Raw genomic sequence first — 24,065 nt, 5'->3', positions numbered from 1 at the left:
GAAGCGGTGAGGGGAGAGGCCACGCCGCGCCTGCGTGAGGCGCTGGAGGACGACATCGTCGCCGGCCGGCTGCGGCCGGGGCAGCGGCTCGACGAGGTGGGCCTCGCCGAACGCTTCCAGGTCTCGCGCACTCCTATCCGCGAGGCGCTGATCCAGCTCGCCTCCTCGGGCCTCGTGGAGATTCGCCCCCGGCGGGGCGCCTTCGTGGTGCTGCTCGGCCCGCGCGAACTGGTTGAGTCCTTCGAGCTCATGTCGGAGGTGGAAGGCGCCTGCGCGCGCCTGGCCGCCCAGCGCATGGACCCGTCCGACCGCGACGCCCTGGAGGCGGCCCATGACGCCTGCCGCGAAGCGGTGGAGGCGGGGGATACGGGCGCCTATTACCCAGCCAATGCGGTGTTCCACCAGGCCATTTATGACGCCACCGGCAACCGCGTCCTGGCGGCGGAGGCCCGCCGACTCCAACGCGGGCTGCAACCCTATCGCCGGCTGCAATTGCGCGTTTCCCGGCGCATGGACGCCTCCTTCGCCGAGCACGAGGCCATTCTCACCGCCTTGCTCGCGGGGAACGGAGAGGCCGCCGCCGCCGCCATGCGCGCCCATGTGCTGGTGCAGGGCGAGCGCTTCCTCTCCCTCCTGACCGCCTTGCAGGACGAAACCGAGGGCGCCGCCGCCGCCGGCTGACGCCCTTCGACTTATGGCGCATTCACACCGCGCGCGCGGCATGCCCCAAGTGCAGATGGACTTGGCCAGCGGATCGTGCCGGGGAGACAGCGCGTCGCGCTTGCCCCCGTGCCGGCCCGCCGCCACAGTCCCGACAACAAGACCGGGAGGCCGACGCCATGGCGGGGGAAGTGGACGACATCTTCGATTACATCATCGTCGGGGCAGGCACCGCCGGCTGCGTCCTCGCCAACCGGCTCTCGGAAGATCCCAATATCCGCGTGGCGGTGGTGGAGGCGGGGCGGCGGGATGACTGGCTCTGGTTCCACATTCCCGTCGGCTATCTCTATGCCACCGGCAATCCCCGCGCCGACTGGTGCTTCAAGACCGAGCCGGAACCCGGCCTGAATGGCCGCGCGCTCAATTATCCGCGCGGCAAGGTGATCGGCGGCTCGTCCGCCATCAATGGCATGATCTCCATGCGCGGCCAGGCGGCGGACTATGACCATTGGCGGCAATTGGGCCTGCCCGGCTGGGGCTGGGACGATCTCGCCCCCCTCTTCAAGGGCAATGAGGACCATTTCCTCGGCCCCAACGCGCATCACGGCAAAGGCGGGGAATGGCGGGTGGAATTTCCCCGCATGACCTGGCCGCTGCTGGACGCCGTGCGGCAGGCGGCGGGCGAGGCGGGCATTCGCGCGGTGGAGGATTTCAACACCGGCGACAATGAGGGGGCCGGCTATTTCCACGTCAACCAGAAGCGCGGCGTGCGCTGGAGCGCGGCGCGCGGCTTCCTCAAGCCTGTGCTCGACCGCGACAACCTGTTCATGATCACCGCCTCCCATGTGCGCAAGGTGCTGATCGAGAATCGCCGCGCCACCGGCGTGGTGGTGACCGGCCGCGACGGGCCACGCACGCTCACCGCCCGCCGGGAAGTGATTCTGGCCGCCGGTGCGGTGGGTTCGCCGCAATTGCTGCTGCTCTCGGGCGTCGGGCCGGGGGAGCATCTCAATGACAAGGGCATCGATGTCGCCCATCATCTGCCCGGCGTCGGCGGCAATCTGCAGGACCATCTGCAATTGCGGCTCATCTACAAGATCCAGGGCATCGGGACGCTGAACACCCGCTACCATTCTCTGCTGGGGAGGGCCTGGATGGGCGCCCAATATGCCCTCTTCCGGCGCGGACCCTTGACCATGGCGCCCTCGCAGCTGGGCATCTTCACCCGCTCCGATGCACGGCAGGAGCGGGCGAACATCGAGTTCCACGTCCAGCCTCTGTCGCTGGACAAGTTCGGCGAGCCGCTCCACCGCTTCCCCGCCTTCACCATGAGCGTGTGCAATCTGCGGCCCACCTCGCGCGGCACCATCCGCCTGAAGGACAATGTGTTCACCTCCGCCCCCGAGATCCGGCCCGGCTATCTCGCCACCGAGGAGGACCGGCAGGTGGCGGCCGATTCCATCCGGGTGGCCCGCCGCATCGTTGGCCAGAAGGCGCTTGCCCCCTATACGCCGCAGGAAATCCTGCCCGGTCCCGCCGTGCCGGATGAGGACAGCGCGCTGGCGCGGGCGGCGGGCGATATCGGCACCACCATCTTCCATCCCGTGGGCACGGCCAAAATGGGCCTGCCCTCCGACCCCATGGCGGTGGTGGATGCGCGGCTGAAGGTGGTGGGGCTGGAAGGCCTCCGGGTGGTGGATGCCTCCGTCATGCCCACCATCACCTCGGGCAATACCAACACGCCCACCCTCGTCATCGCCGAGAAGGGCGCGCGCATGATCCTGGAGGATGCCCGCGCCTGAGGGGCGGGCGCCAATGGTGTAATCTCCCCGCCGCCCCCATATGAGTGGGGCGATTCGGAGCTTTGGCCTTGGCGCAGCAGGCGGATTTCTTCGCCCTGATGAATCTGGACGAGGGCGAGGCGGTGCATAAGCCCCGCCGCCGCGCCCGCACGGCCGCCGTGCGCCCCGCGCCCGAGCCCGTCGCGCCGCCGGTGCCCGAAATCGCCTATGACGCGCAATACGAGGCCTGGGCCTGCGAGCTGGAGCGCACCGGGCGCTATCGCATCCTGCGCCGCCTGGAATTCCCGCCCGTGGTGTCCCGGCCGCTCAAGGCGGGGGAGAAGCTCGCCGTCATCATCGACACCGAGACCACCGGGCTCGACCCCGCCAAGGAAGAGGTGATCGAGCTGGGCATGGTGGCCTTCGCCTATGGGGAGGATGGCGCGGTGGGCGATGTGATCGCCACCTACAGCCAGCTTCGCGAGCCCTCCGTGCCCATCAGCGCCGAGATCACCAAGCTCACCGGCATCACGCCGGAGATGGTGAAGGGCCATGCGCTGGATCTGGACGAAGTCGCCAGTTTCATCGCGCCCGCCGCCCTTGTGATCGCCCACAATGCCCGGTTCGACCGGCCCTTCTGCGAGCGCCTGCTGCCGGACTTCGCCCACAAGGCCTGGGCCTGCTCAGCCAGCCAGGTGGACTGGTCGGGCTTCGGGTTCGAGGGGGTGAAGCTGGGCTATCTGGTGGGCCAGTCCGGCTGGTTTCACAATGGCCACCGGGCCGTAGACGATTGCCAGGCGCTGCTCGCCGTGCTCGGCGCGCCCTTGAAGGAAGCGGAGGGCATCGCCTTTTCCCGGCTGCTGGCCACCGCCCGCCAGCCCACCTTCCGCGTCTGGGCGGAAAGCGCGCCCTTCGACATGAAGGACCATCTGAAGAAGCGCGGCTATCGCTGGAATGACGGCTCCGACGGGCGGCCCAAATCCTGGTGGATCGAGGTGCCGGAGACGGGGCTGGCGGACGAGCTGGCTTATCTGAAGGCCGAGATCTATCTGCGCGAGGTGGACCTCCTGGTCCAGAAGATCACCGCCTTCGAGAGGTTTCGGCCGGGGGTGTGAGCCTTCTCAGGATGAAGCGGCCTTTGGCGGCGCCAGGGCCCGAAGTGCCTTGGTGAGATGCTCGGCGAACTGTGCGCCCGCCAGCGGCAGGCTGCGGCCGCGCAATTGGGCGAGCACCATGTCGGCGCCGGCCAAGTCGTCGATCTGGCGCACCACGATGCCAGGCGGCATGGCGGCGGGCAGCGCCCCCAGCTCGATCTGGAACGAGATCATGCCGCAATGGGCCACCAGCCCGCGCAGCATCTCGAAGGAATTGCATTCCGCCGCCACCGAGAAGCGCAACCCTGAGCGGGCGATGCTCTCCTCGATCATCTGCCGCCCGCCGGTGCTGCGCTCGGCCAAAGCCAGCGCATAGCCGGTGCAGTCGGACAGGCGCAGCGAGGTGCGCGCCGCGAGGGGATGGTCGGCGGGCAAGAGGGCGACGAGGCGCTGGGGCAAGGTGGTGAGCAGGCGCAGCGCGCCCACGAAGGGCGGGCGGAACACCAGCACCAGGTCCACCTCATAGGCGGTGAGCAGCGCCACGGCGCGCTCATGGTCGGCCACCGACACCTCGAAATTCATCAGCGGATAGCGCTTGCGAAAGGCGGCGATCTGCTGGGGCAGGAAGTCGTGGGCGAGCGCCTGACTGCAGGCGATCTTCACCGTGCCGCGCTTCAGGCCGCGCAAATCCTCGATCTGGGAGCGCATGCGCTCCGCGTCGGCCAATTGCTCGCGCAGATAGGCCACGAACACCTCGCCCGCCGCGCTCAATTGCACCCCGCGCGGGCGGCGCTCCAGGAGCTTGGCGTCCAGTTCCTCCTCCAGATCCATGATGCGGCGATTGAGGGCCGAGGGCGTCACGTTCAGCCGCTCCGCCGCCCGGCGGATGGAGCCGGTGCGGGCCACTTCGTCCATGTAGCGCAGGAAGCGGAGGTGGCGCATCAGAGCTGCCCTGGGGTCGAAAGTTCGTAGCCTATTCGGCAACGCAATGTATCGAAATCGGCTATGGATCGCATCACCGATCGTGCCTAGGCTGTGTCACGAAAGGATCATGTTGCGGCGCACCGGAACGGACCGGACCGGGCCGGCGACAAGGTTTCGTGAGCAGCCCATGCCCCCTTCCACCCCCGGCACCCTGAGCTTCGCGCGCCCCCGTCCGGCGCAGCGCCTTGCCACCTTCGCGGCGGAGCCTCAGCCGGCGGAACTGGACCTTTCCACCACCGCCCTCGTGGTGGTGGACATGCAGAATGACTTTCTGCACGCCGACGGCTGGTTCCCCCGCTCCGGCGTCGACCCGGCACCCTTGAAGGCCGTCATCCCCGCTATTTCCCGCCTCGCCGCGGCGGCGCGGGCGGCGGATGTGCCGGTGGTGTTCGTCAATTGGGGCGTGCGGGCGGACGTGGCCGAATTGCCGCCGCTGGTGCTGGCCAAGGGCTCGGCGGGCGGCACGCGGCCGGTCTATGGCGATCCCTCGCCCGCGGGGCGTGGCCGCATCACGGTCGCCACCGACTGGGGCGCGGAGGTGGTGGAGGAGCTGGCGCCGCAGGAGGGCGATCTCCTGGTGCACAAGCACCGCCTCAGCGGCTTCACGGACAATGAGCTGGATTCGGTGCTGCGCAATCGCGGCATCGACACCTTGCTGTTCACAGGCATCAATATCGACCGCTGCGTCTTCTCCACCCTCTGCGACGCGTCCTTCCTGGGCTATGGCTGCGTGCTGGTGGAAGATGCCTGCGCCACCCCGTCCCCCGATTATGTGCGCGACGCGATCCTCTATCTCGTGCGCCTGCTCTATGGCGCCACCGCCACCGCCGACGCGCTGATGGCCGCCTTCACACAACAAGAAACCAAAGACAAACCTTGACCAGAAGGGAAGTTTTTCCGATGCCGTTCAAGTCCCTGACCCGACGTGCGCTTGCCCGACGCGCGCTTGCTACCGTGGCGGCCGGCCTGACCCTTGGGCTCGCCTTTGGGCTGTCCGCCGCCCCGGCTGCGGCGCAGACCAAGATCAAGCTGGTGCTCAACTGGAAGTATCAGGGCCCGCAGGCCATGTTCTTCCTCGCCGAGGACAATGGATACTTCAAGGCCGAGGGCCTCGATGTGACCATCGACCAGGGGAACGGCTCCGGCGCCGCCGTGCCGCTGGTGGCCAATGGCACCTATGACGCCGGCTTCGGCGACATCAACGCCCTCATCGAGCTGGTGGCCAAGAAGCCCGAGGACGCGCCCATCGCCGTCTATGTGATGTTCAACCAGCCCCCCTTCACCATTGCGGTGAAGGCCGACAGCCCCATCAAGACCCCGCAGGACCTGGTGGGCAAGACGCTGGGCGGGGCCGCCAATGACGGCGCGCTCAAGCTGTTCCCCGCCTTCTGCAAGCTGGCCAAGATCGATTGCTCGGGCATCAAGATCGTCAACATGCAGCCGAACCTGCGCGAGCAGATGCTCATGCAGGGCCAGGTGGATGGCGTGTTCGGCTATGTGAACACCATCCGCTTCTCGGCCAAGATGATCGGCATCGAGGACAGCCAGATCCGCTACATCAATTATGGCGATTACGGCATGGACCTCTATTCCAACGCCATCATCGTCTCGCAGAAGCTGGTGAAGGAAAAGCCGGAAGCGGTGAAGGGCCTGGTGCGGGCGCTGAACAAGGGCCTCATCGACATGCTGAAGGACCCCAAGGCCGGCGTCGCGGCGGTTCAGAAGCGTGAGCCGCTTATCAAGCCGCAGGTGGAACTGGAGCGCCTGGAGGCAACGCTCCGCTCGGAGATGAACCATCCCGAGATCGCCAAGATCGGCCTCGGCAATGTGGACCCGGTGCGCCTGAAGCAGGCCATCGACATCCTGGTGGATGCCAACAAGCTGCCCACGACCCCCAAGGTCGACCAGGTCTTCACCCCGGCCTTTCTGCCGCCGGTGGCCGACCTGCCCAAGAAGCTGTTCTGACCCCGCGTTACGGACCTCCTCCTCCTCACCTCCGGCCGGCGCGCCGCGCGCCGGCCCCTGCCGAACCCCACCTTCCCCCCAACGGGGGAGGGCAGGGGCGGGGTGTGCCCCGCGCCGCCCGCTTGCTTTCAATCAAGAACCCCCGGACGTGCCATGGACCTCAAGCTGAAAGATCGCGTCGCCTTCATCACCGGCCCCGCCAAGGGCATGGGCGCCGCCGTCACCCTCGCCTTCGCTGCCGAGGGCTGCCGCCTCGCTCTGGTGGGACGCGACACGGGCGCCATCGGGCCGGTGGCGGAGGAGGCGCGGGCGAAGGGGGCCGAGGTGATCGTGCTGGGCTGCGACCTCACCGATGCCGCCGCCTGCGAGGTCGCCGCCGCGAAGACGCTGGCGGCGTTCGGCGCCATCGACATCCTCGTCAACATTGCCGGCGGCTCCGGCCCCATCGGCAAGACCGGCGTGGAGACGACGCCGGAGGAGTTCGACGACATCGTCACGCTCAACATGAATGGCTGCTTCCACACCATGCGCGCGGTGCTCCCTGGCATGATCGCGCGGCGCTACGGCAAGGTGGTGAATGTGGGCGGCACCTTCGGCATGCGCGGCCGGGCGGGGCGCATGGCCTATTCCGCCTCCAAATGGGGCCTGCGCGGCATCACCAAGAGCTTCGCGCTGGAGGTGGGACCGCACAATATCAATGTGAACTGCGTCGCCCCCGGCATGGTGGACGGCCCCCGTTTCCGCGAGAAAGTGTGCGCCAACATGGCGGCCAAGCTGAACATCACGGTGGAGGAGGCCATGGAGCGCCACGCCGCTGACTATGCGCTGCGGCGGGTGACGCAGGACGAGGACGTGGCCAATGCCTGCCTCTTCCTTGCCTCCGACGTGTCCCGCCAGCTCACCGGCATCGATTTGCCGGTGGATGGCGGCTGGGCCATGCTGTGAGGAGGACGGAATGAGCGATCAGGATTTCCCCGCCGACCTCGTCATCACCGGCGGGCAGGTGGTCACCCACGAGACCATCCGCCCCGCCGCCATCGCGGTGAAGGACGGGCGCATCGTGGCGGTGGGCGAGGAAGACGCCATGCCCGCCGCCCGGCAGACCTTCGATGCCACCGGCCTGCACATCCTGCCCGGCGCCATCGACGTGCACGTGCATTTCCGCGATCCCGGCTACACCCACAAGGAAGACTTTGAGAGCGGCACGGCGGCGGCGGCCTTCGGCGGCGTCACCACCGTCTTCGATATGCCCAACACCATTCCCACCGTCGCCGACGCGGCGAGCCTGGCTGAAAAGCACGCCATCGCCAGCGCCAAGGCCCATGTGGATTACGGCCTCTATGCGGTGCTGGGCGAGGAGAGCCTCGCAAACGTGCCGGCGCTGGTGGAAGGCGGGATCATCGGCTTCAAGCTCTATATGGGCAACACCTTCGGCCGCATTCCCTCGCCCTCCACGGGGGCCATGCTGGAGGCGTTCGAGGTGGTGGCGCCCACGGGCAAGCGCGTCTCGCTGCATGCCGAGACCAATTCCATCATGGAGCGCCGCCAATCCCGCCTGGTGGAGGCCGGCCGTACCGATGCCCTTGCCCATCTCGCCTCCCGCCCCGCCGTGGTGGCGGTGGAGGCGGTGGCCCGCGCGGCCATTCTCGCGGAATGGACCGGCGCCCGCATCCATATCCTCCACATCTCCTCCGCCGCCGAGCTCGGCCCCCTGCGGGACGCCAAGGCGCGGGGCGTGGACATTACGGGCGAGACCGGCGCCCATTATCTGATGCTGGCGGCGGAGGAGTATGGCCGCTGGGGCGGCATCATCCGCGTCAATCCCCCGGTGCGCGAGGCCGCCAACCAGGGCCCGCTCTGGGACGCGCTCATGGACGGCACCATCGACATGATCGCCACCGACCACGCGCCCCATACGCCGGAAGAAAAGACCCGGACGGACATCTGGACGGTGGATTGCGGCTTCCCGGGCGTGGAGACGCAGATCCCGCTCATGCTCACCGAGGTGGCGGCCGGGCGCATGGCGCTCACGGATCTGGTGCGCTGGAGCGCCTATAATCCCGCCAAGGTGTGGGGGCTCTATCCGCGCAAGGGCGCCATCCAGTCGGGCGCCGACGCGGACCTCGCCTTCATCGATCTCGACCGGCGCTGGACCATCGATGACGCGGCCCTCCAGTCCCGCTCCAAGGTCTCGCCCTGGCATGGGCGGGAGGTGCAGGGTCTGCCGGTGCACACCATGGTGCGCGGGCGCTTCGTGATGAAGGACCGCACCCTCATGGTGGACACGCGCGGTCATGGCCGCTCGGTGCACACCATCCAGGACGTGGGCACCCCCAGCCCCCGCCACACCGACGAGACGCTGGCCGCCGTGGTGGCCCACCGACCGGGGGAAGCCGCATGAGCACGCCGCGCACCTTTGTCGAGCTGGAAGACGTCACCCTCTCCTATGGGCGGGAGGGACATCAGGTCCACGCGCTGGGCGAGACCAGCCTGACCATCGGCCAGGGCGATTTCGTCGCTCTGGTGGGCCCTTCAGGGTGCGGCAAGTCCACCATCCTGAAGCTGGTGACGGGCCTCATCTCCGCCACCACCGGCCATGTGTTCGTGGACGGCCGGGAAGTGGGGGCATCGCCGGTTCGGGTGGGCATGGCATTCCAGAACCCCACCTTGCTGCCCTGGCTCTCCATCCGCGACAACATCATGCTGCCGCTGAAGATCGTGCCGCCCTTCCGGGGCGAGTTCCGTGCCAAGCGCCGCACCGAATTTCGCGACCGCGCCGATGCCCTGCTCAACCAGGTGGGCCTGAAGGGCTTTGCCGATCGTTTTCCCTGGCAATTGTCCGGCGGCATGCTCCAGCGCGCCTCTTTGTGCCGGGCGCTGATCCATGATCCCCAATTGCTCATGCTGGACGAGCCCTTCGGCGCGCTCGATCAGTTCACCCGCGAGGAATTGTGGGGCGTTCTCCAGGATCTGTGGCTGGACAGGAAGCCCACCGTCATCCTTGTGACCCATGATCTCAAGGAAGCCGGCTTCCTGGCCAACCGGGTGTGCGTCATGCGCGCCCGACCCGGCCGGATCATTGAGGATTGCCACGTGCCGTTTGCCCGGCCGCGCAGCATCGAGATGACCTATGAGCCGGGCTTCGTGAGCCTGACCCAGCGCCTGCGCGAACTGATCGTTTCCGCGCGCGAACCGGTGGAGGTCGCCCGATGAACACCCAAGTGCGCCGCCGCCTGTCCTCGGTGGCCGTCATCATCGGCTTCTTCGTCATCTGGGAGCTGGCCTGCATCGCCTTCGGCATCAAGGAGATCGTGCTGCCCCGGCCGACCCAGGTGGTGGCCACCCTCATCGAGCGCGCCCCCGCCATCTGGCCCCATGCACTGCAAACCCTCTATACGACGCTGGTGGGATTTGCCCTCGGCATCGTCTCGGGCGTCGCGCTGGGTGCGCTCATCGGCTCCTCGCGCCTTGCCTATGATGCGGGCTATCCGCTGCTGATCGGCTTTTCCTCCATCCCGAAGGTGGCTCTGGTGCCCATCTTCGTGCTGTGGTTCGGGGCGGGCTCCATCCCCGCCATCCTCACCGCCATGATCATGAGCCTGTTCCCCATCGTGGTGAACGTGGCGGCCGGCCTTGCCACCACCGAGCCGGAGCTGGAGGACGTGATGCGGGCGCTGCGCGCCTCCAAGATGGACATCCTCATGAATGTGGGGCTGCCGCGCACCATGCCCTTCTTCTTCGCCTCGCTGAAAGTGTCGGTGACATTGGCCTTCGTGGGCGCGGTGATCGCGGAGACGGTGGCCTCCAATCGGGGCATCGGCAATCTCATGATGATCGCCTCCTCCTCCTTCGACGTGCCCCTGGTCTTTGCCGGCCTCCTGGTGCTCGCGGTGCTGGGGGTTGGGCTCTACGCGCTCTTCTCCCTCATCGAGGGCCGCGTCATCGGCTGGGCGCGCCGCAAGGATGATTTCGCGGTCGGCTGAAGCCGGCCGCATTTTCAAAAAACATAAACACCTTCCAGGAGTTGCTCATGAAACGCTTGCTGCTGGCGGCGCTTGGCGCGCTGCTATTGTCCGGTGCGGCCCCCGCCGCCCATGCCGAGCCCACCAAGATCCGCTTCACCCTGGACTGGAAGCTCCAGGGCGTGCACGCCTGGTATTACTGGGCGCTGGAGAAGGGCTACTTCAAGGCCGAGAATCTGGACGTGACCATCGACCAGGGCGAGGGCTCGGCGGCCACCGTCACCCGCATCATGTCGGGGGTCTATGATGCCGGCTTCGGCGACATCAATGCCGTCATCCAGAACGCCGCCACCCGGCCCGCCGAGACGCCGGTGATGGTCTATATGATCTACAACAAGGCGCCGTTTGCCCTGCTCACCAAGGCGGACAGCCCGATCAAGACCGTCAAGGACCTGGCCGGCACCAAGCTCGGCACGCCGCCGGGCGGGGCGTCCTTCAAGCTGCTGCCGCTGCTCGCCAAGGCCAATGGGCTCGATTACGGCTCCATCGCCATCACCCAGGTGGCGCCGAACCTCCAGGAGCAGATGCTGCTGCAGGGGCAGGTGAGCACCATCGCCATCTTCTCGGCCACCAGCTACATGAACCTCGTGGCGCTGAAGCTCGATCCCGACAAGGACTTCCGCTGGATCTTCTATTCCGATGCCGGCATCGACCTTTATTCCAACGGCATCATGGTCTCCCAGAAGCTGGCCAAGGACAGCCCCGAGGCGGTGAAGGGCCTTTTGCGCGCCATCAACCGCGCCATCAAGGAGACGGTGGAGAATCCGGACGCGGCCATCGCGCTCCTGGCGGCCAAGGAGCCGCTCATCAACAAGGACATCGAGAAGCGCCGGCTGATCTATGTCTACAAGTCCCTCATCGACACGCCGGAGGCTCGCGCCCTTGGCCTTGGCGATGTGAGCGATGCGCGGCTGGAGACGGCCATCACGCTGATCTCCGATGCCTTCGAACTGCCGAAGAAGCCCACCCCGGCCGAGGTCTTCAACCGCGCCTTTCTGCCGCCGAAGGCCGACCGCGTGCCGCCGCAGGTGGGCCAATGAGCGGCCCGCTTGCCCTCACCTGCGCCCACCTCCTGGCCGACCCGCGCGGGCCGGTCTCGGGGCCGGCGCGGCTTGTCCTGGCAGATGGGCGCATCGCCGAAGTCGGCCCCGCCGAGGGGCCGGTGGACGATGTGTTCGTCATGCCGGCGCCGGTCAACGCCCATGACCACGGCCGCCCGGTGCGCACCACATCGGTGGGGGCGGGTGGCAAGCCGCTGGAGGCGTGGCTCAATTACCTCGCCCTCTTTCCCTCCGTGGACCCCTATCTCGCGGCGGCGCTGTCTCTCGCCCGCAGCGCGCTCGGCGGGTCGGGCATCGTGATGATGCATTATACGCGCGCGCAGGGTTTCACCGACCTGCCGCGCGAGGTTCAGGAGGTCGCCCGGGCCGCGCGCGACGTGGGCGTGCGGGTGGGGTTTGCCGTCTCCATGAAGGACCGCCACCCCCTTGTCTATGGCCCGAGCGAGCCTTTCCTCGCCACCATTCCCGAGCCGGCGCGCGGCGTGCTGGCCGGCCAGTTTCTCCGCCAGCCCCTGTCGCCCAAGGCCTTCATCGAACTGGCCGACGCGGTGGCCGAGGCGGCGGGCGGACCCGACTTCGACGTCCAATACGGCCCCAACGGTCCGCAATGGTGCTCGGATGCTTTGCTGGAGGCGGTGGCGGAGGCCTCCGCCCGCACCGGCCGGCGGGTGCATATGCACCTTCTGGAAACCCGCTACCAGCGGGTCTGGGCGGACGAGGCCTATCCCGGCGGCATCGTGCGGCACCTGGATTCCATCGGCCTCCTCTCCGAGCGGCTGACGCTTGCCCATTGCGTGTGGGCGCGGCCCGAAGAATTGGAGCTTCTGGCGGAGAGGGGCGTGACCATCGTCTCCAATCCCTCCTCCAATCTGCATCTGCGCTCGGGCATCGGGCCGGTGGCGCAGATGAAGGCCAAGGGCTGCCGCGTGGCCATCGGCGTCGACGGCAAGGCGCTGGAGGAAGACGACGATGCCTTGCGGGAGATCCGCGTCGCCCATCTCCTGCACCTCGGCACGGGCTTTCGCGCCAAAGTGACCGCCGCCGACATTCTCGGCATGGCCCTGGTGAATGGACGCCGCTCGGTGACCGGCCGGGACGAGGGCGGCGTGCTCGCGCCGGGCGCGCCGGCGGATCTGATCGTGCTGGACTGGGCGCGGATCGAGGACGACCGCCTCGGCGTGCCGTGCGACGTGCTGGACATGATGCTGACCCGCGCCACCGCCCGCCATATGCGCGAACTCGTCATCGGCGGGCGCACCATCGTGCGGGACGGGGTGGTCACCGGCATCGATTATCCGGCGGTGCGGGCGGAAGTGCTGGCTCGCATGCGCGCCGCCATGCCCGATAAGGCCGCCCTTGCCGCTGCCATGCCGGCGCTCGATGCCGCCGCGGGCAGACATTTCGAACCAGGATGCTGCTGATGCCCATCGCCAAGGTCCACCGGATCAGCGCGGCCGGGCCCGACGACGTGTCGGGCATCGAAGCCGCCATCGCTGAACGCCGCATCCACCCGTCGGGCATTCTCGCCATCTTCGGCAAGACCGAGGGCAATGGCTGCGTGAACGACTTTTCCCGCGGCTTCGCGGTGCACGCGCTTGGCCTGATGCTGAAGGAGCATCTTGGCGCCTCCGCGCAGTCCGTATGCCTCGTCATGTCCGGCGGCACGGAAGGGGGCATGGCGCCCCATTGGCTGGTGTTCGAGCGGGGGGAAGGGGAGGGCACGCCCGGCCCGGCGCTCGCCATCGGACGTACCCACACCGCCGATCTCCTGCCTGAAGACATCGGCCGCATGGGTCAGGTGCGCCAGGTGGCGGAGGCGGTGCGCCACGCCATGGCGGAAGCGGGCATCCACCGGCCGCAGGACGTGCATTTCGTGCAGGTGAAATGTCCGCTCCTGACCATGGCGCGCGTCGCCGAGGCCAAGGCGCGGGGGGCCGATACGGCGACCTCAGATACGCTGAAATCCATGGGCCTGTCGCGCGGCGCGAGCGCGCTGGGCATCGCCCTGGCATTGGGCGAGGTGGAAGAGGCGGCGCTCTCCGATGCCGTCATCTGCGCCGACCTCTCGCTTTATTCGGGACGGGCCAGCTGCTCGTCGGGCATCGAGCTGATGGGGCACGAAGTGGTGGTGCTGGGCATGTCGCCCGACTGGTCCGGGCCGCTCGCCATCGACCATGGGGTGATGGCGGATGCCATCGATGTCGCCCCCGTGCGCGCGGCGCTCGGCCGGCTCGGGGCGCTGGAGGGCGACAGGCTGGTGGCGCTGCTTGCCAAGGCCGAGGCGAGCCGCTCCGGCCTGATCCGCGGCTATCGCCACACCATGCTGGATGACAGCGACATCTCTTCCACCCGCCATGCCCGCGCCTATGTGGCCGGCGCTCTGGCGGGGCTCGTCGGGCTGCCTGAAATCTATGTTTCCGGCGGCGCGGAGCACCAGGGTCCCGATGGTGGCGGCCCGGCGGCGGTGATCGTCCGCCGCTGAGGCGGCCTGCGATGGGCCTTCAGCCCCGCCGCTCCGAGCGCATCATGGCGAGAAATGCATCGGCGGCGCGGCTGCGATAGCGCTCGCGGTGGCGCAGCACGGTGAAGGCGCGCTCGGGCAGGCGAAAGTCAACCTGCGCCAGCAGCCCCGCCTCCAGGCTCGGCGCGGCTACGGAGGCGGACAGGGCCGTGGCGCCCATGCCCGCTTCCACCGCCGCCCGGACGGACTCATTGGACGGCAGGTCGAGGGGCACCTTCAGCCGGGCCGGGTCGAGACCTAAGTCCCGCAGCGCTTCCTCGAAGGCCGAGCGGGTGCCCGAGCCGGCCTCGCGCAGCACCCAGTCGCCGTCCAGGAGATCGGCGGGGGTGAGCGCTTTCCCCGCCCAGGAATGATCCGGCCCCACCACGATCACCAATTGGTCGTGCGCCACCTCGATGCGGTCGAAGGCGGGATTGTCCACCGAGCCTTCCACGAAGCCCAGTTCCGCCGTGCCTTCCTCCACCGCCTCGGCCACTTGCGCCGTATTGCCCACCGACAGGCGCAACTCGATCGGGGGATAGGCGCGCCGGAAGGCCACCATGTGCCGGGGCAGCCAATAGCCGGAAATGGTCTGGCTGGCCTGCAGCACCAGCGTGCCGCGGCGCAGCGAGCCGAATTCCGCCAGCACCTGCTCCGCCGCCTCGGCGCGGGCGAGCACGGCGCGGGCCTCCGGCAGGAAGGCGCGGCCAGCCTCGGTCAGTTCGATACCACGGCCGACGCGGTGGAACAGCTTGGTGTCGTGGCGGGCCTCCAGCATGGCGATGGCATTGCTCGCCGCCGACTGGGCCAGATGCAGGGCGCGGGCGGCCTGGGTCACATGCTGGCGTTCCGCAACGGCCACAAAGATGCGAAGCTGCTCAAGCGTCATACAATTATCCTAGGCTTGGCCGCGACCGGGCAAATCAATCCTATATCAAGATTGATTTGATGCAAAAGATCCGTTTGTGCGATCAATGTCGCGCCGGTAGCGTGTGACCAGTTTTCGATGAGCGGGCGACGAGCCCCATCCCAAGGAGGTTGTCATGGCCACGACGCATGCACCCCAGGCCGGAAGCGGCCGTCATGTGCCGTTCGGCGGCCTGCGCGAAGCGGTCCGCCAGTTCACGCCCAACTGGTTTGCGGCGACCATGGGCACCGGTGTGCTGGCGCTGGCGCTGAACCAGTTTCCCATCGCTTTTCCCGGCCAGCATCCCCTTGCAGTGACGCTGTGGCTCTTCAATATCGGCCTCTTCTGCCTGTTCACCGTGCTCTATGCGTCGCGCTGGATCTTCTTCGGTCATGAGGCCAAGCGCATCTTCCAGCACCCGGTGGTGTCCATGTTCTTCGGCACCATTCCCATGGGGCTGGCGACCATCGTCAACGGCTTCGTGACTTTCGGCATGCCCATGTGGGGCGAGGTGGCGCTCAACATCGCCCATGTGCTGTGGTGGCTGGACGTGGCTCTGGCGCTGGCCTGCGGTCTCTTGATCCCCTTCCTCATGTTTACCCAGCAGGACCATGCGTTGGAGAAGATGACGGCGGTCTGGCTGCTGCCCATCGTTGCGGCGGAGGTCGCGGCGGCCTCTGGCGGCGGGCTCGTGCCGGTCCTGCCGGCCGGCGAGGCCTATGGCGTGCTGTTCATCTCCTATGCCCTGTGGGCCTTCTCGGTGCCGCTGGCCATGAGCATCCTGGTCATCCTGCTGCTGCGCCTGACGCTGCACAAGCTGCCCACCCGTGACATGGCTGCCTCCGGCTGGCTGGCCCTCGGCCCCATCGGCACCGGCGCTCTGGGGCTGCTCACCCTCGGCGGAAACGCCTCCCCCGTGCTGGCTCATGCGGGCCTGGAGAGCGTGGGACCGGTCGCCTTCGGCATCGGCATCATCGGCGCCACTATCCTGTGGGGCTATGGCGCCTGGTGGCTGATGCTGGCCATGCTCAAGACCGCCCGCTACCTCAAGGAGGGCATGCCCTTCAATATCGGGTGGTGGGGCTTCACCTTCCCCCTGGGCGTCTATTCGCTGGCCACCATGGGCCTTGGCCGGGTCACCCATTTCGACTTCTTCACCATCGTGGGCAGCGGCCTCATCCTGCTCCTCACGGGCCTGTGGCTGGTGGTGGCCACCCGCACGGCACAGGGCGCCTGGCGCGGCACGCTGTTCTTCTCGCCCTGCCTGGTCTCCGGCGTCGCCCCGGCCCAGAGCCTGCCCCAAGTGGTGCCACAGCCCAAGGCGGCTTGACGGCCAGCGCCTCCCTTCCCTCGCCCCGCGCGGCCTGCCGCGCGGGGCATTTCCTGCGTTGAGGCGTCGGCTGAAAAATCATTCACATTCCCTGCCAAAAGCCGCCAGACGCAGCGCGGCTTTAGCGTTCGCTTAAAGCCTGCCATGGCAGGGTTTCCCCAGAATGCGTGGGAGGGCCCATTGGGCGTGGGGGACGTGTCGGCGGCGAGGGTGAAGGGAGCGGTGGCCGGAGCCGCCGGGCAGTGCCGTGCGCGGGCCGAAGCCTTGCCGGCGACCCCCGATCAGATCGCCCTGTTCGCCCGCCGCAGCGCGCGGGCGCTGGCCGCCCTCGGTCTCCTGGGCCTCGGATCCGGCGGCGCCGTGCTTTGGGGCGAGGCGGCGGGCCTGTTCACCGGGGCCGCGCCCGATGCCCTGTGGCTGGTGGCCTGCGGCCTCATCGCCGCAGCGCTCGCCGCCGTCTCCACCGGCCTTTCCCGCGCCGCCCGCCGGGTGGGGCGCGCCGGCCTGCTGGCCGATCTCGCCCTTGTCACCCTCCATGGCCCCACCGGCGAGTTCCTGGCGGTGGAGCATGCCCAGGCCCCTTGCGCCGGCCTCGGCCTTACCGCCGCCTCCGACCTGTTCGACCGCATCCAGGTGGCCGACCGGCCCGCCTTCCTCGCCGCCTTGTCCAGCGCGCGGGCCGGGGAGGGCGAGGCCCGCTGCGAGGTGCGCCTGCGCTGCGAGGGGGCAGGCGAGACGCCCGTTTATGTATGGATGGAGATGCGGGCCGTGCGGGCCGGTGCTGCGCGCAGGGACGGTGGCCCGCTGCGCACGGGTATCGTTCGCGCCGGTCTCACCCGCGTGTCCTGGCGCGACATCGATGCCGCCAAGCTGAAGGCCGAGCGCGAGGAAGCCGCGCGCGCCGAGGCGGAGCGGGCAAACCATGCCAAGAGCCGCTTCCTCGCCGCCATGAGCCATGAGCTGCGCACGCCGCTCAACACCATCCTCGGCTATTCCGAACTGCTCGCCAGCGATGGGGCGGGGCATCTCGATGCCACCCGCCGGGCGGATTATGCCCGCATCATCCATGAGAGCGGCCAGCATCTGCTGGGCCTCGTCAACGACATTCTCGACCTCTCGCGGGTGGAGGCGGGCGCCTATGAGCTCTCGCCCGAGCCGCTGGAGGTGGCGGGCCTCGTGGACGGGTGCCTGGAAATGATGTCGCTGGAGGCCGTGCGCCGGGGCGTCGCCCTGAAGGTGCGCGTCGCCCCCCGCCTGCCGAGCCTGTGCGCCGACCATCGCGCCCTGCGCCAGATCCTGCTCAACCTCCTGTCCAATGCGGTGAAGTTCACCCCCAGGGACGGCAAGGTGGAGCTGTCGGTGCGCGAGCGTGGCGGCACCATGTCCTTCTGCGTGCGTGATACCGGGCCGGGCATGAGCGCCAGCGATGTCGCACGCCTGGGCGAGCCCTTCTTCCAGACCGGCGACATGGAACATCGGCGCGCCGGCAGCGGCCTCGGGCTTGCGGTGGTGCGCGGGCTGGTGCTGCTTCATGGCGGCAGCTTCCATGTGGCGAGCACAAAGGGGCGTGGTACAGCGGTGACCATCACCATTCCCTTGGTGCGGGAGAGCGGCGTTGTCGCTTTCGCCCGGGCGGATGAGGCCTGCGGCGCACAAGCGGACATGAGGGACGGGAGGCGCAGCGCATGAGGATCGGTCTCGGACGCGAGGCGGTTGCCGGAATGCCGTCCCATGACATGGCGCCGGATGCTGGCGGCGGCCGCATGGCCTTCCGCATCGCCGACGGCTTCGCGCTGTTGGTGGCGCTGGGGCTCGCCGGAGCCATCCTCGCCAATGTGTTCATGAACCAGCACGGCGCGGTGATGCCCGCCGCCGACGGCAAGCTCATTCCGCTGGTGGAAAAGCCCAAGGCCAGCACCGCCCCCGCGCCCTTGCCGCCGGGCACCGCCGCCATGTTCACCCCCAATTCCCTGAGCACCTCGGTGCCGCAGGGCACCGTGCTGAACGGTGGTGCGGCGACCGGCGGCGCACCTGCGGGAAGTGCGGCGCGCAGCGCCGTCCCCGCCGGCGTGCCGGTTCCCCCCGCCCCGGTGCCCGTCAAGACCCCGGTGCCCCTCATTGCCGACATCCAGCGGGAACTGGCCCGCCGGGGCTTCTATGACGGCCCCGCCGATGGCCTCACCGGACCCCGCACCGAGGCCGCCATCCGCGGTTTTGAGCAGGCGGCCCGCCTGAAAGCCACCGGCGAGCCCAGCGACGCACTGCTCGCCCAGATCCGCCGTTCGCCGCTCACAGCGAGTGCCGTCGTGTCGGATGCCACCGGATCGGTGCGCCCGCCGGCGGACGTGCCCGGCTCCAATCGCATTCTCGCGGTGCAGAAGACCTTGGCCAAGCTCGGCTACGGCCCCATCAAGATGGACGGCAAGCCCGGCACCGAGACGCGCCTCGCCATCCAGCGCTTCGAGCGCGACCGCAACCTGCCGGCCTCCGGCGAGATCACTGACCGGCTGGTGCGGGAGCTGAGCACCGTGTCCGGCATGCCCATCGAATAGCATGCGGCTCAAAAGCGCCATTTTCGTTGCCGCCATCCTCCGCACCGCCAATGGCGCGGGGGCGTTCGCCGCCGTGCGCCGCAGGGGGGCGGAAGAGGCGGGTGCCGTCTTCGTCACCGTCTCCACCCAGGATGGCAAGGCGGCTCTTTACGGCCCCGCGCCACAGACCGACTTCGACGAGAGCTTCCCCGCCGACCGCCGCTTCCGCGCCTTGCTGCCGCCTGGCAGTCCGGAGGCGGACGGGGCTGCGCGGATGGAAAAGGAAGTGCGATTCGATCCCGACCTCTGGTGGATCGAGATCGAGGATCGTGCCGGTCGCCCCTTCGTGGACCTTGCGCAGGACTGACCGCGCCTCCCCTCGCGGTGCCTTCTTCGGGGACCGCCACGTTTCCCCCCTTGTCGATGCAACCTTCGCTCCAGCCAGGCGTTGAAGAAGCAGAGCTGCGCCGTTCAAGGCGTGAAAGGCCCGCATCGCCAGGGCAAGGCGGGTCGCAGAGGAGGGGAAGATGGGCAATCTCGTCGCGTTTCCGATCCGCAAGGCTCGCCGCAAGTCCCGCCCGGTGCCCGCATCGGGTGCTGAGATCATCATCCTGCCGGTGGTGCGCTACGAATATGCCGAGGCGCCGCCCGCTCGTCCCATTGCTCGCCCATCGGAAGGCCGGGGCAAACGGGGCTTGCGCCGCTCGGGTTGAGACACTTTCGGGCGCTTACAGCTGATCGGACCGGAGCACGTAGCGCCGCGCCATGTCCTTGATGACGCCGAGGCGGGCGGTCACTTCTTCCGGCTTGTGAATGTCCCGGCCGAAGGTGATGTCCACCGTGTAGGCGCCGGCCACGCTGAACCAGCACAGGTTGGAAATGGACAGCCAGACGTCCACGGGGTCGAGGCCGGACCGGAACAGGCCGCGCGCCTCGCCCTCGCGCAAGATGCGCGAGATGGTATGGATGAGCGTCTCCACCCCCAGTTCCTCCCGGGCCACCGGCCGCAGGTTCTCCCCGCGGTGCAGGTTCTCGATCCCCACCAGTACGAGAAAATTCGGGTTTTCCAGGTAGTAGGCCAGCGTGAATTCGCACACCTGTTCGATCGCGCGGATGGGATCGTCGGCGAAGATGAACTCAGCCTCCCGCGCCCGCAGCCGGCGATAGGCCTGGACCAGCACTTGGCGGAACAGCAGCTCCTTGCGCTCGAAATGGCGATAGACCAGAGCCTTGTTGACGCCGGCCGCCTTGGCGATGCTTTCCATGGTGGCGCCGCTGAGACCGTTGGCGACGAATTCCTGCTCCGCCGCCGTCAGGATGGCGTCCCGCGTGCGGTTGGAGCGTTCCTCGTAGGACACGATCTTCTTGTCGCTGGCTGCCACGGCTCCCGCTCTCCTTGCTGCTCCCGAGCGGTAGCACGGCGCCCAGGCGGCCGCCAACGGGTGCTTTTCCTTTCAGGAAAATGTTCTGCCGGTTGAGAATTGGGCTTTACAGGCGTTCTAGCTCGTGTTGATCTGTAACGCAAACGTTATAGTTACATCGTGAGCGGGGAACAGGACATGGGTGCGCGCATGCGGGTGGCCTCCGATGTGGGGGGCACGTTCACGGACAGTATCGCCTATGACGAGACGACCGGGACCATCACCGTCTCCAAGGTGTCCACCACCCCGGACAACCGCGCCCGCGGCACGGTCCAGGGCCTGACGCGGGCCATCGCTTTGCAGGGCGGCACCGGGTCCGACGTGGTCTATGTGGGGCACGGCACCACGACCACCACCAATGCGGTCATCCAGCGCAAGGGCGCGGTAACGGCCTTCATCACCAATCGCGGTTTTCGGGACATCCTTCTCATCGGCCGCCAGAACCGACCCACTTTGTTCGATATTTCCGTGGTGCGGCCCGAGCAATTGGTGCCGCAGGACTTGTGCCTGACGGTGCGGGGGCGCCTCGGGCCGGGCGGACGGGAGATCGAGCCCCTCCACGAGGAGGATGTGCGGGAGGCCGCGCGCGCCCTTGCCGGCACGGGGGTGGAGGCCATCGCGATCCTCTTCCTGCACTCCTATGCCAACCCCGCCCACGAGCAGCGGGCGCGGGCCATCCTGGAAGAGATGCTGCCGGGCGTCGCGGTCTGCATCTCCACCGAGATCAATTCGGAATTTCGCGAGTATGAGCGCGCCAGCACGGCGGTCCTGAACGCCTATCTGCGCCCCGTCATGCACAAATACCTCGCCTCGCTGCGCGACATGCTGGGCGATGCGGACGAGGGCCTCGGCCTTGCGGCGGAAAAGCCGGTCATGGTCATGGACGCGGCCGGCGGCCTCATGAGCATTGAAAGCGCGCGCGTCAAGCCGGTGCACACGGTGCTCTCCGGCCCCGCCGGCGGGGTGGTGGCCAGCGCCCATGTGGCGGCGCTGGCGGGGATTTCCGACATCATCACCATGGATATCGGCGGCACCAGCACGGACATCAGCCTGATCCGCAACGGCCATCCGGAAATCACGCGCACCAACACCCTGGAGACGGTGCCGATCCGCCTCCCCGTCATCGACATCAACGCCATCGGCGCCGGCGGCGGCTCCATCGCCTGGATCGACGAGGGGGGCGCCCTGCGCGTCGGCCCCATGAGCGCCGAGGCGGTGCCGGGGCCGGTCTGCTACGGGCGCGGCGGCACGCGCCCCACCGTCACCGACGCCAACCTTGTCCTCGGCCGCTTCGACGACACGTCGCGGCTCGGCGGCGATCTCGGCCTCGACATCGCGGCCGCGCGCGAGGCCATCCGCCGCGAGATCGCAGAGCCGCTGGGCCTTGACCTCCATGCGGCGGCGGCGGGCATCCTGCGGGTGGCGCATGCCAATATCGTGCGCGGCATCCGCGTGGTCTCGGTGGAGCGCGGCTATGACCCGCGCGACTTCGCCCTCGTGCCATTCGGCGGCGCGGGTCCCATGCATGGCAGCCCGGTGGCGCGGGAATTGCGGATGCCGCGCGTGATGGTGCCGCCCACCCCCGGCATCCTGTGCGCCATGGGCCAGCTGATCTCCGACCTGCACCACACCTTCGCCGAGACCCATATCGCCGCCTATCGCGCCGATGGGGCGGAGGATGCGCTGCGGGCGATCCATGCCCTCATCGCCCGCGCCGAGGGCCACCTGGACGAGGATGGCGTGCCGCCCGAACGCCGCGAGATCGAGGTGAAGATCGACGTGCGCTATATCGGCCAGAGCTATGACCTGCCCATCGGTGTGGACATCGGCGCGCCGACCTTCTGGGCGGATCTTCCCGGCCAGTTCCACGCCGCCCACGCGGCCCGCTTCGGCCATGCGGATCCCGCAAGCCCCATCGAGATCGTGGGCCTGGTGGTGACAGGCATCGGCCGCATCGACAAGCCGGTTCTCCCGGTACTGCCCGCCGGCACCGGCACGCCGGCGGCGCAGGCGGTCAAGGGATCGCGGGAGATCCATTTCGAGCCGTTCGACCCGGGGCTCCCGGTCCGCGCCCACGTGGCGCTGATCTATGACCGGGCGGCGCTGAAGGCTGGCGACATGATCCAGGGGCCGGCGGTGATCGAGGAAATCTCCGCCACCACCATCATCTATCCCGGCGACGTGCTCACCGTGCACGCGTCCGGCAACCTGCTCGTGGAGGTCGCCCAGTGACCGCGTTCGATCCCATCCGCCTGGAAGTCCTGAAGAACGCGCTGGAGGCCACGGCGCAGGAAATGGGGGTGGTGCTCAAGCTCACCTCCTTCTCCCCCAACATCAAGGAGCGCATGGACGCCTCCTGCGCCATCTTCGATGCCAAGGCCCAATTGGTGGCCCAGGCGGAGCATGTGCCGGTGCATCTGGGCTCCATGCTCAGGGCGGTCGGCCCCACCCTTGCCATGCTGGACCCGCTGGAAGCGGGGGACGTGGTGGTAGTGAACGATCCCTATATTGCCGGCGCGCACCTGCCCGACATCACGCTGATCGCGCCCATTTTCGTCGCCGGGCGCTGCATTGCCTATGTGGCGAGCCGGGCCCACCATTCGGACGTGGGCGGCATGGAGCCGGGCTCCATGCCCGGGCGGTCCACGGAGATCTACCAGGAAGGCCTAATCATTCCGCCGGTCCTGCTCCATCGGAAGGGGATCGAGCAGCGTGACCTCATGGCCATGATCCTGGCCAATGTGCGCACCCCGGAAGAGCGCAAGGGCGACCTCAATGCCCAGCTCGCCGCCCTCAAGGTGGGCATCCGCCGTGTGGAGGAACTGGCGGAGCGTTTCGGCGCGGCCGCGCTGGAGGAAGGACTTGCCGCCATCCTCGATTATTCGGAGCGCCGCATGCGCCGCCGCTTGGCGGATTTTCCGGCGGGCGAGTGGACCTCGGAGGACTGCCTCGACGATGATGGCAGCAGCGACGAACCGGTCCGCATCCGCCTGAAGGTGAAGGTGCAGCCGGACCGCATGGTCTTCGACTTCGAGGGCAGCTCGCCGCTGCGCCGGGGCAACATCAATGCGGTGCAGGCCATGGTGCACTCGTCGGTGTTCTATTCCATCAAGATCCTGATGGATGCCACCTTGCCGCCCAATGCGGGCGTGATGCGCGCGGTGGAGATCCGCATTCCGGAAGGCTCCTTCCTGGATGCGCAGCGGCCGGCGGCAGTCTGCGCCGCCAATACCGAGACCACGCAGCGGCTCGCCGACACGGTGCTCAAGGCCTTCGCCCAGTTCGCCCCCGACCGCATCGCGGCGGCGAGCCAGGGCACCATGAACCTGATCGGCATTGGCGGGCGTGACCCCCGCAACGGCAAGCCCTACACCTATATCGAGACCATTGGCGGAGGGCAGGGCGGGCGGCCTATGGGGCCGGGCATGAGTGGTGTCCACGCCAACATGTCGAACACCCTCAACACGCCCATCGAAGCGCTGGAGATCAGCTATCCTTTCCGGGTGGAACGCTATGAACTGCGCCCCGGCTCCTCCGGGCAAGGGCTGCATGAGGGTGGGGAAGGGGTGGTTCGTGCTCTGCGGATGATCGACCACGAGGCCCGCGTTTCCCTGCAGACGGACCGCCGCAGGTTCCGCCCTTATGGCCTCCATGGCGGCGGCGAGGGCGCGGCGGGGGAGAACTGGATGGAGGATAAGGATGGCGTGCGCCGGACCCTGGCCGGCAAGGGGTCGCTGACCCTCCAGCCTGGGGAGGTCATTGCCGTGGAAACGCCCGGCGGCGGCGGATGGGGCGCCAAGGTGCGGTGA

At 68.3% G+C, this 24,065-nt stretch carries 22 protein-coding genes; 19 read left to right on the top strand and 3 right to left on the bottom strand.

From position 1 onward, the window contains the following. Positions 1–6: 6 nt before the first annotated feature. From J5J86_RS04210 to J5J86_RS04200, 3 genes are all read left to right on the top strand, one after another. On the top strand, positions 7–681 hold the full coding sequence (locus tag J5J86_RS04210) for a GntR family transcriptional regulator (protein WP_209103645.1): 675 nt from the start codon (positions 7–9) through the stop codon (positions 679–681). A 158-nt stretch (positions 682–839) separates the two neighbouring features. Then, the gene (locus tag J5J86_RS04205; RefSeq protein ID WP_209103644.1) at positions 840–2,462 is read left to right on the top strand and encodes a GMC family oxidoreductase; all 1,623 of its coding nucleotides are present in this window, start codon (positions 840–842) and stop codon (positions 2,460–2,462) included. 68 nt (positions 2,463–2,530) lie between these two features. Further along, the gene (locus J5J86_RS04200) at positions 2,531–3,556 is read left to right on the top strand and encodes a 3'-5' exonuclease (RefSeq protein ID WP_247658026.1); all 1,026 of its coding nucleotides are present in this window, start codon (positions 2,531–2,533) and stop codon (positions 3,554–3,556) included. 6 nt (positions 3,557–3,562) lie between these two features. On the opposite strand, the gene J5J86_RS04195 is transcribed toward J5J86_RS04200, so the two are convergent. Continuing rightward, positions 3,563–4,477, bottom strand: coding sequence for a LysR family transcriptional regulator (locus tag J5J86_RS04195; protein WP_209103643.1), 915 nt, complete (start codon positions 4,475–4,477; stop codon positions 3,563–3,565). Between the two features lie 169 nt (positions 4,478–4,646). On the opposite strand from J5J86_RS04195, the gene J5J86_RS04190 reads away from it, so the two are divergent. The 9 genes from J5J86_RS04190 (at position 4,647) to atzD (ending at position 14,049) form a co-directional block, all read left to right on the top strand. After that, complete coding sequence (locus tag J5J86_RS04190; protein WP_209103642.1) at positions 4,647–5,399, top strand: isochorismatase family cysteine hydrolase; 753 nt, start codon at positions 4,647–4,649, stop codon at positions 5,397–5,399. A 20-nt stretch (positions 5,400–5,419) separates the two neighbouring features. Next, the gene (locus J5J86_RS04185; protein ID WP_209103641.1) at positions 5,420–6,484 is read left to right on the top strand and encodes an ABC transporter substrate-binding protein; all 1,065 of its coding nucleotides are present in this window, start codon (positions 5,420–5,422) and stop codon (positions 6,482–6,484) included. Positions 6,485–6,637: 153 nt separating this feature from the next. Continuing rightward, the gene (locus J5J86_RS04180) at positions 6,638–7,429 is read left to right on the top strand and encodes an SDR family NAD(P)-dependent oxidoreductase (RefSeq protein WP_209103640.1); all 792 of its coding nucleotides are present in this window, start codon (positions 6,638–6,640) and stop codon (positions 7,427–7,429) included. A 10-nt stretch (positions 7,430–7,439) separates the two neighbouring features. Beyond that, positions 7,440–8,885 (top strand): allantoinase AllB, encoded by a 1,446-nt coding sequence (gene allB / locus J5J86_RS04175; protein WP_209103639.1) that lies wholly within the window; start codon positions 7,440–7,442, stop codon positions 8,883–8,885. Continuing rightward, positions 8,882–9,697: an ABC transporter ATP-binding protein gene (locus tag J5J86_RS04170; protein ID WP_209103638.1), complete on the top strand. Its 816-nt coding sequence runs from the start codon at positions 8,882–8,884 to the stop codon at positions 9,695–9,697. Before allB ends, J5J86_RS04170 begins: the two co-directional genes overlap by 4 nt. After that, positions 9,694–10,467 carry an ABC transporter permease gene (locus J5J86_RS04165; protein ID WP_209103637.1) on the top strand — a complete coding sequence of 258 codons (774 nt, stop codon included), beginning with the start codon at positions 9,694–9,696 and terminating at the stop codon, positions 10,465–10,467. Before J5J86_RS04170 ends, J5J86_RS04165 begins: the two co-directional genes overlap by 4 nt. A 47-nt stretch (positions 10,468–10,514) precedes the next feature. Then, a complete protein-coding gene (locus J5J86_RS04160) occupies positions 10,515–11,546 on the top strand; it encodes an ABC transporter substrate-binding protein (RefSeq protein ID WP_209103636.1) in 1,032 nt (343 codons plus the stop codon). Next, positions 11,543–12,988, top strand: coding sequence for an amidohydrolase family protein (locus J5J86_RS04155; protein ID WP_209103635.1), 1,446 nt, complete (start codon positions 11,543–11,545; stop codon positions 12,986–12,988). Before J5J86_RS04160 ends, J5J86_RS04155 begins: the two co-directional genes overlap by 4 nt. Beyond that, positions 12,988–14,049 (top strand): cyanuric acid amidohydrolase, encoded by a 1,062-nt coding sequence (gene atzD / locus J5J86_RS04150; protein ID WP_209103634.1) that lies wholly within the window; start codon positions 12,988–12,990, stop codon positions 14,047–14,049. Before J5J86_RS04155 ends, atzD begins: the two co-directional genes overlap by 1 nt. 19 nt (positions 14,050–14,068) lie before the next feature. On the opposite strand, the gene J5J86_RS04145 is transcribed toward atzD, so the two are convergent. Beyond that, positions 14,069–14,956 (bottom strand): LysR family transcriptional regulator, encoded by an 888-nt coding sequence (locus J5J86_RS04145; protein WP_209103633.1) that lies wholly within the window; start codon positions 14,954–14,956, stop codon positions 14,069–14,071. 154 nt (positions 14,957–15,110) lie between these two features. On the opposite strand from J5J86_RS04145, the gene J5J86_RS04140 reads away from it, so the two are divergent. The 5 genes from J5J86_RS04140 (at position 15,111) to J5J86_RS04120 (ending at position 19,548) form a co-directional block, all read left to right on the top strand. After that, positions 15,111–16,304 carry a TDT family transporter gene (locus J5J86_RS04140; protein WP_209103632.1) on the top strand — a complete coding sequence of 398 codons (1,194 nt, stop codon included), beginning with the start codon at positions 15,111–15,113 and terminating at the stop codon, positions 16,302–16,304. Positions 16,305–16,448: 144 nt separating this feature from the next. After that, on the top strand, positions 16,449–17,993 hold the full coding sequence (locus J5J86_RS04135; RefSeq protein ID WP_209103631.1) for a sensor histidine kinase: 1,545 nt from the start codon (positions 16,449–16,451) through the stop codon (positions 17,991–17,993). Further along, positions 17,990–18,856: a peptidoglycan-binding domain-containing protein gene (locus J5J86_RS04130; protein WP_209103630.1), complete on the top strand. Its 867-nt coding sequence runs from the start codon at positions 17,990–17,992 to the stop codon at positions 18,854–18,856. Before J5J86_RS04135 ends, J5J86_RS04130 begins: the two co-directional genes overlap by 4 nt. Before the next feature lies 1 nt (position 18,857). After that, positions 18,858–19,202: a DUF1491 family protein gene (locus J5J86_RS04125; RefSeq protein ID WP_209103629.1), complete on the top strand. Its 345-nt coding sequence runs from the start codon at positions 18,858–18,860 to the stop codon at positions 19,200–19,202. Between the two features lie 160 nt (positions 19,203–19,362). Next, positions 19,363–19,548: a hypothetical protein gene (locus J5J86_RS04120; RefSeq protein WP_209103628.1), complete on the top strand. Its 186-nt coding sequence runs from the start codon at positions 19,363–19,365 to the stop codon at positions 19,546–19,548. Positions 19,549–19,563: 15 nt separating this feature from the next. Here J5J86_RS04120 and J5J86_RS04115 read toward each other — a convergent pair whose 3' ends face one another. Beyond that, a complete protein-coding gene (locus J5J86_RS04115) occupies positions 19,564–20,217 on the bottom strand; it encodes a TetR/AcrR family transcriptional regulator (RefSeq protein ID WP_247658024.1) in 654 nt (217 codons plus the stop codon). A gap of 177 nt (positions 20,218–20,394) precedes the next feature. Between J5J86_RS04115 and J5J86_RS04110 the strand changes: the two genes are divergently transcribed. Continuing rightward, a complete protein-coding gene (locus J5J86_RS04110; protein ID WP_209103627.1) occupies positions 20,395–22,488 on the top strand; it encodes a hydantoinase/oxoprolinase family protein in 2,094 nt (697 codons plus the stop codon). Next, complete coding sequence (locus tag J5J86_RS04105; RefSeq protein WP_209103626.1) at positions 22,485–24,065, top strand: hydantoinase B/oxoprolinase family protein; 1,581 nt, start codon at positions 22,485–22,487, stop codon at positions 24,063–24,065. The genes J5J86_RS04110 and J5J86_RS04105 overlap by 4 nt, the downstream gene beginning before the upstream one ends.

It is taken from the genome of Aquabacter sp. L1I39, assembly GCF_017742835.1.
Taxonomy (GTDB): Bacteria; Pseudomonadota; Alphaproteobacteria; order Rhizobiales; family Xanthobacteraceae; genus L1I39.
The sequence above is the reverse complement of the archived record's forward strand: the minus strand, read 5'-3'. Positions and strand labels throughout refer to the sequence as shown.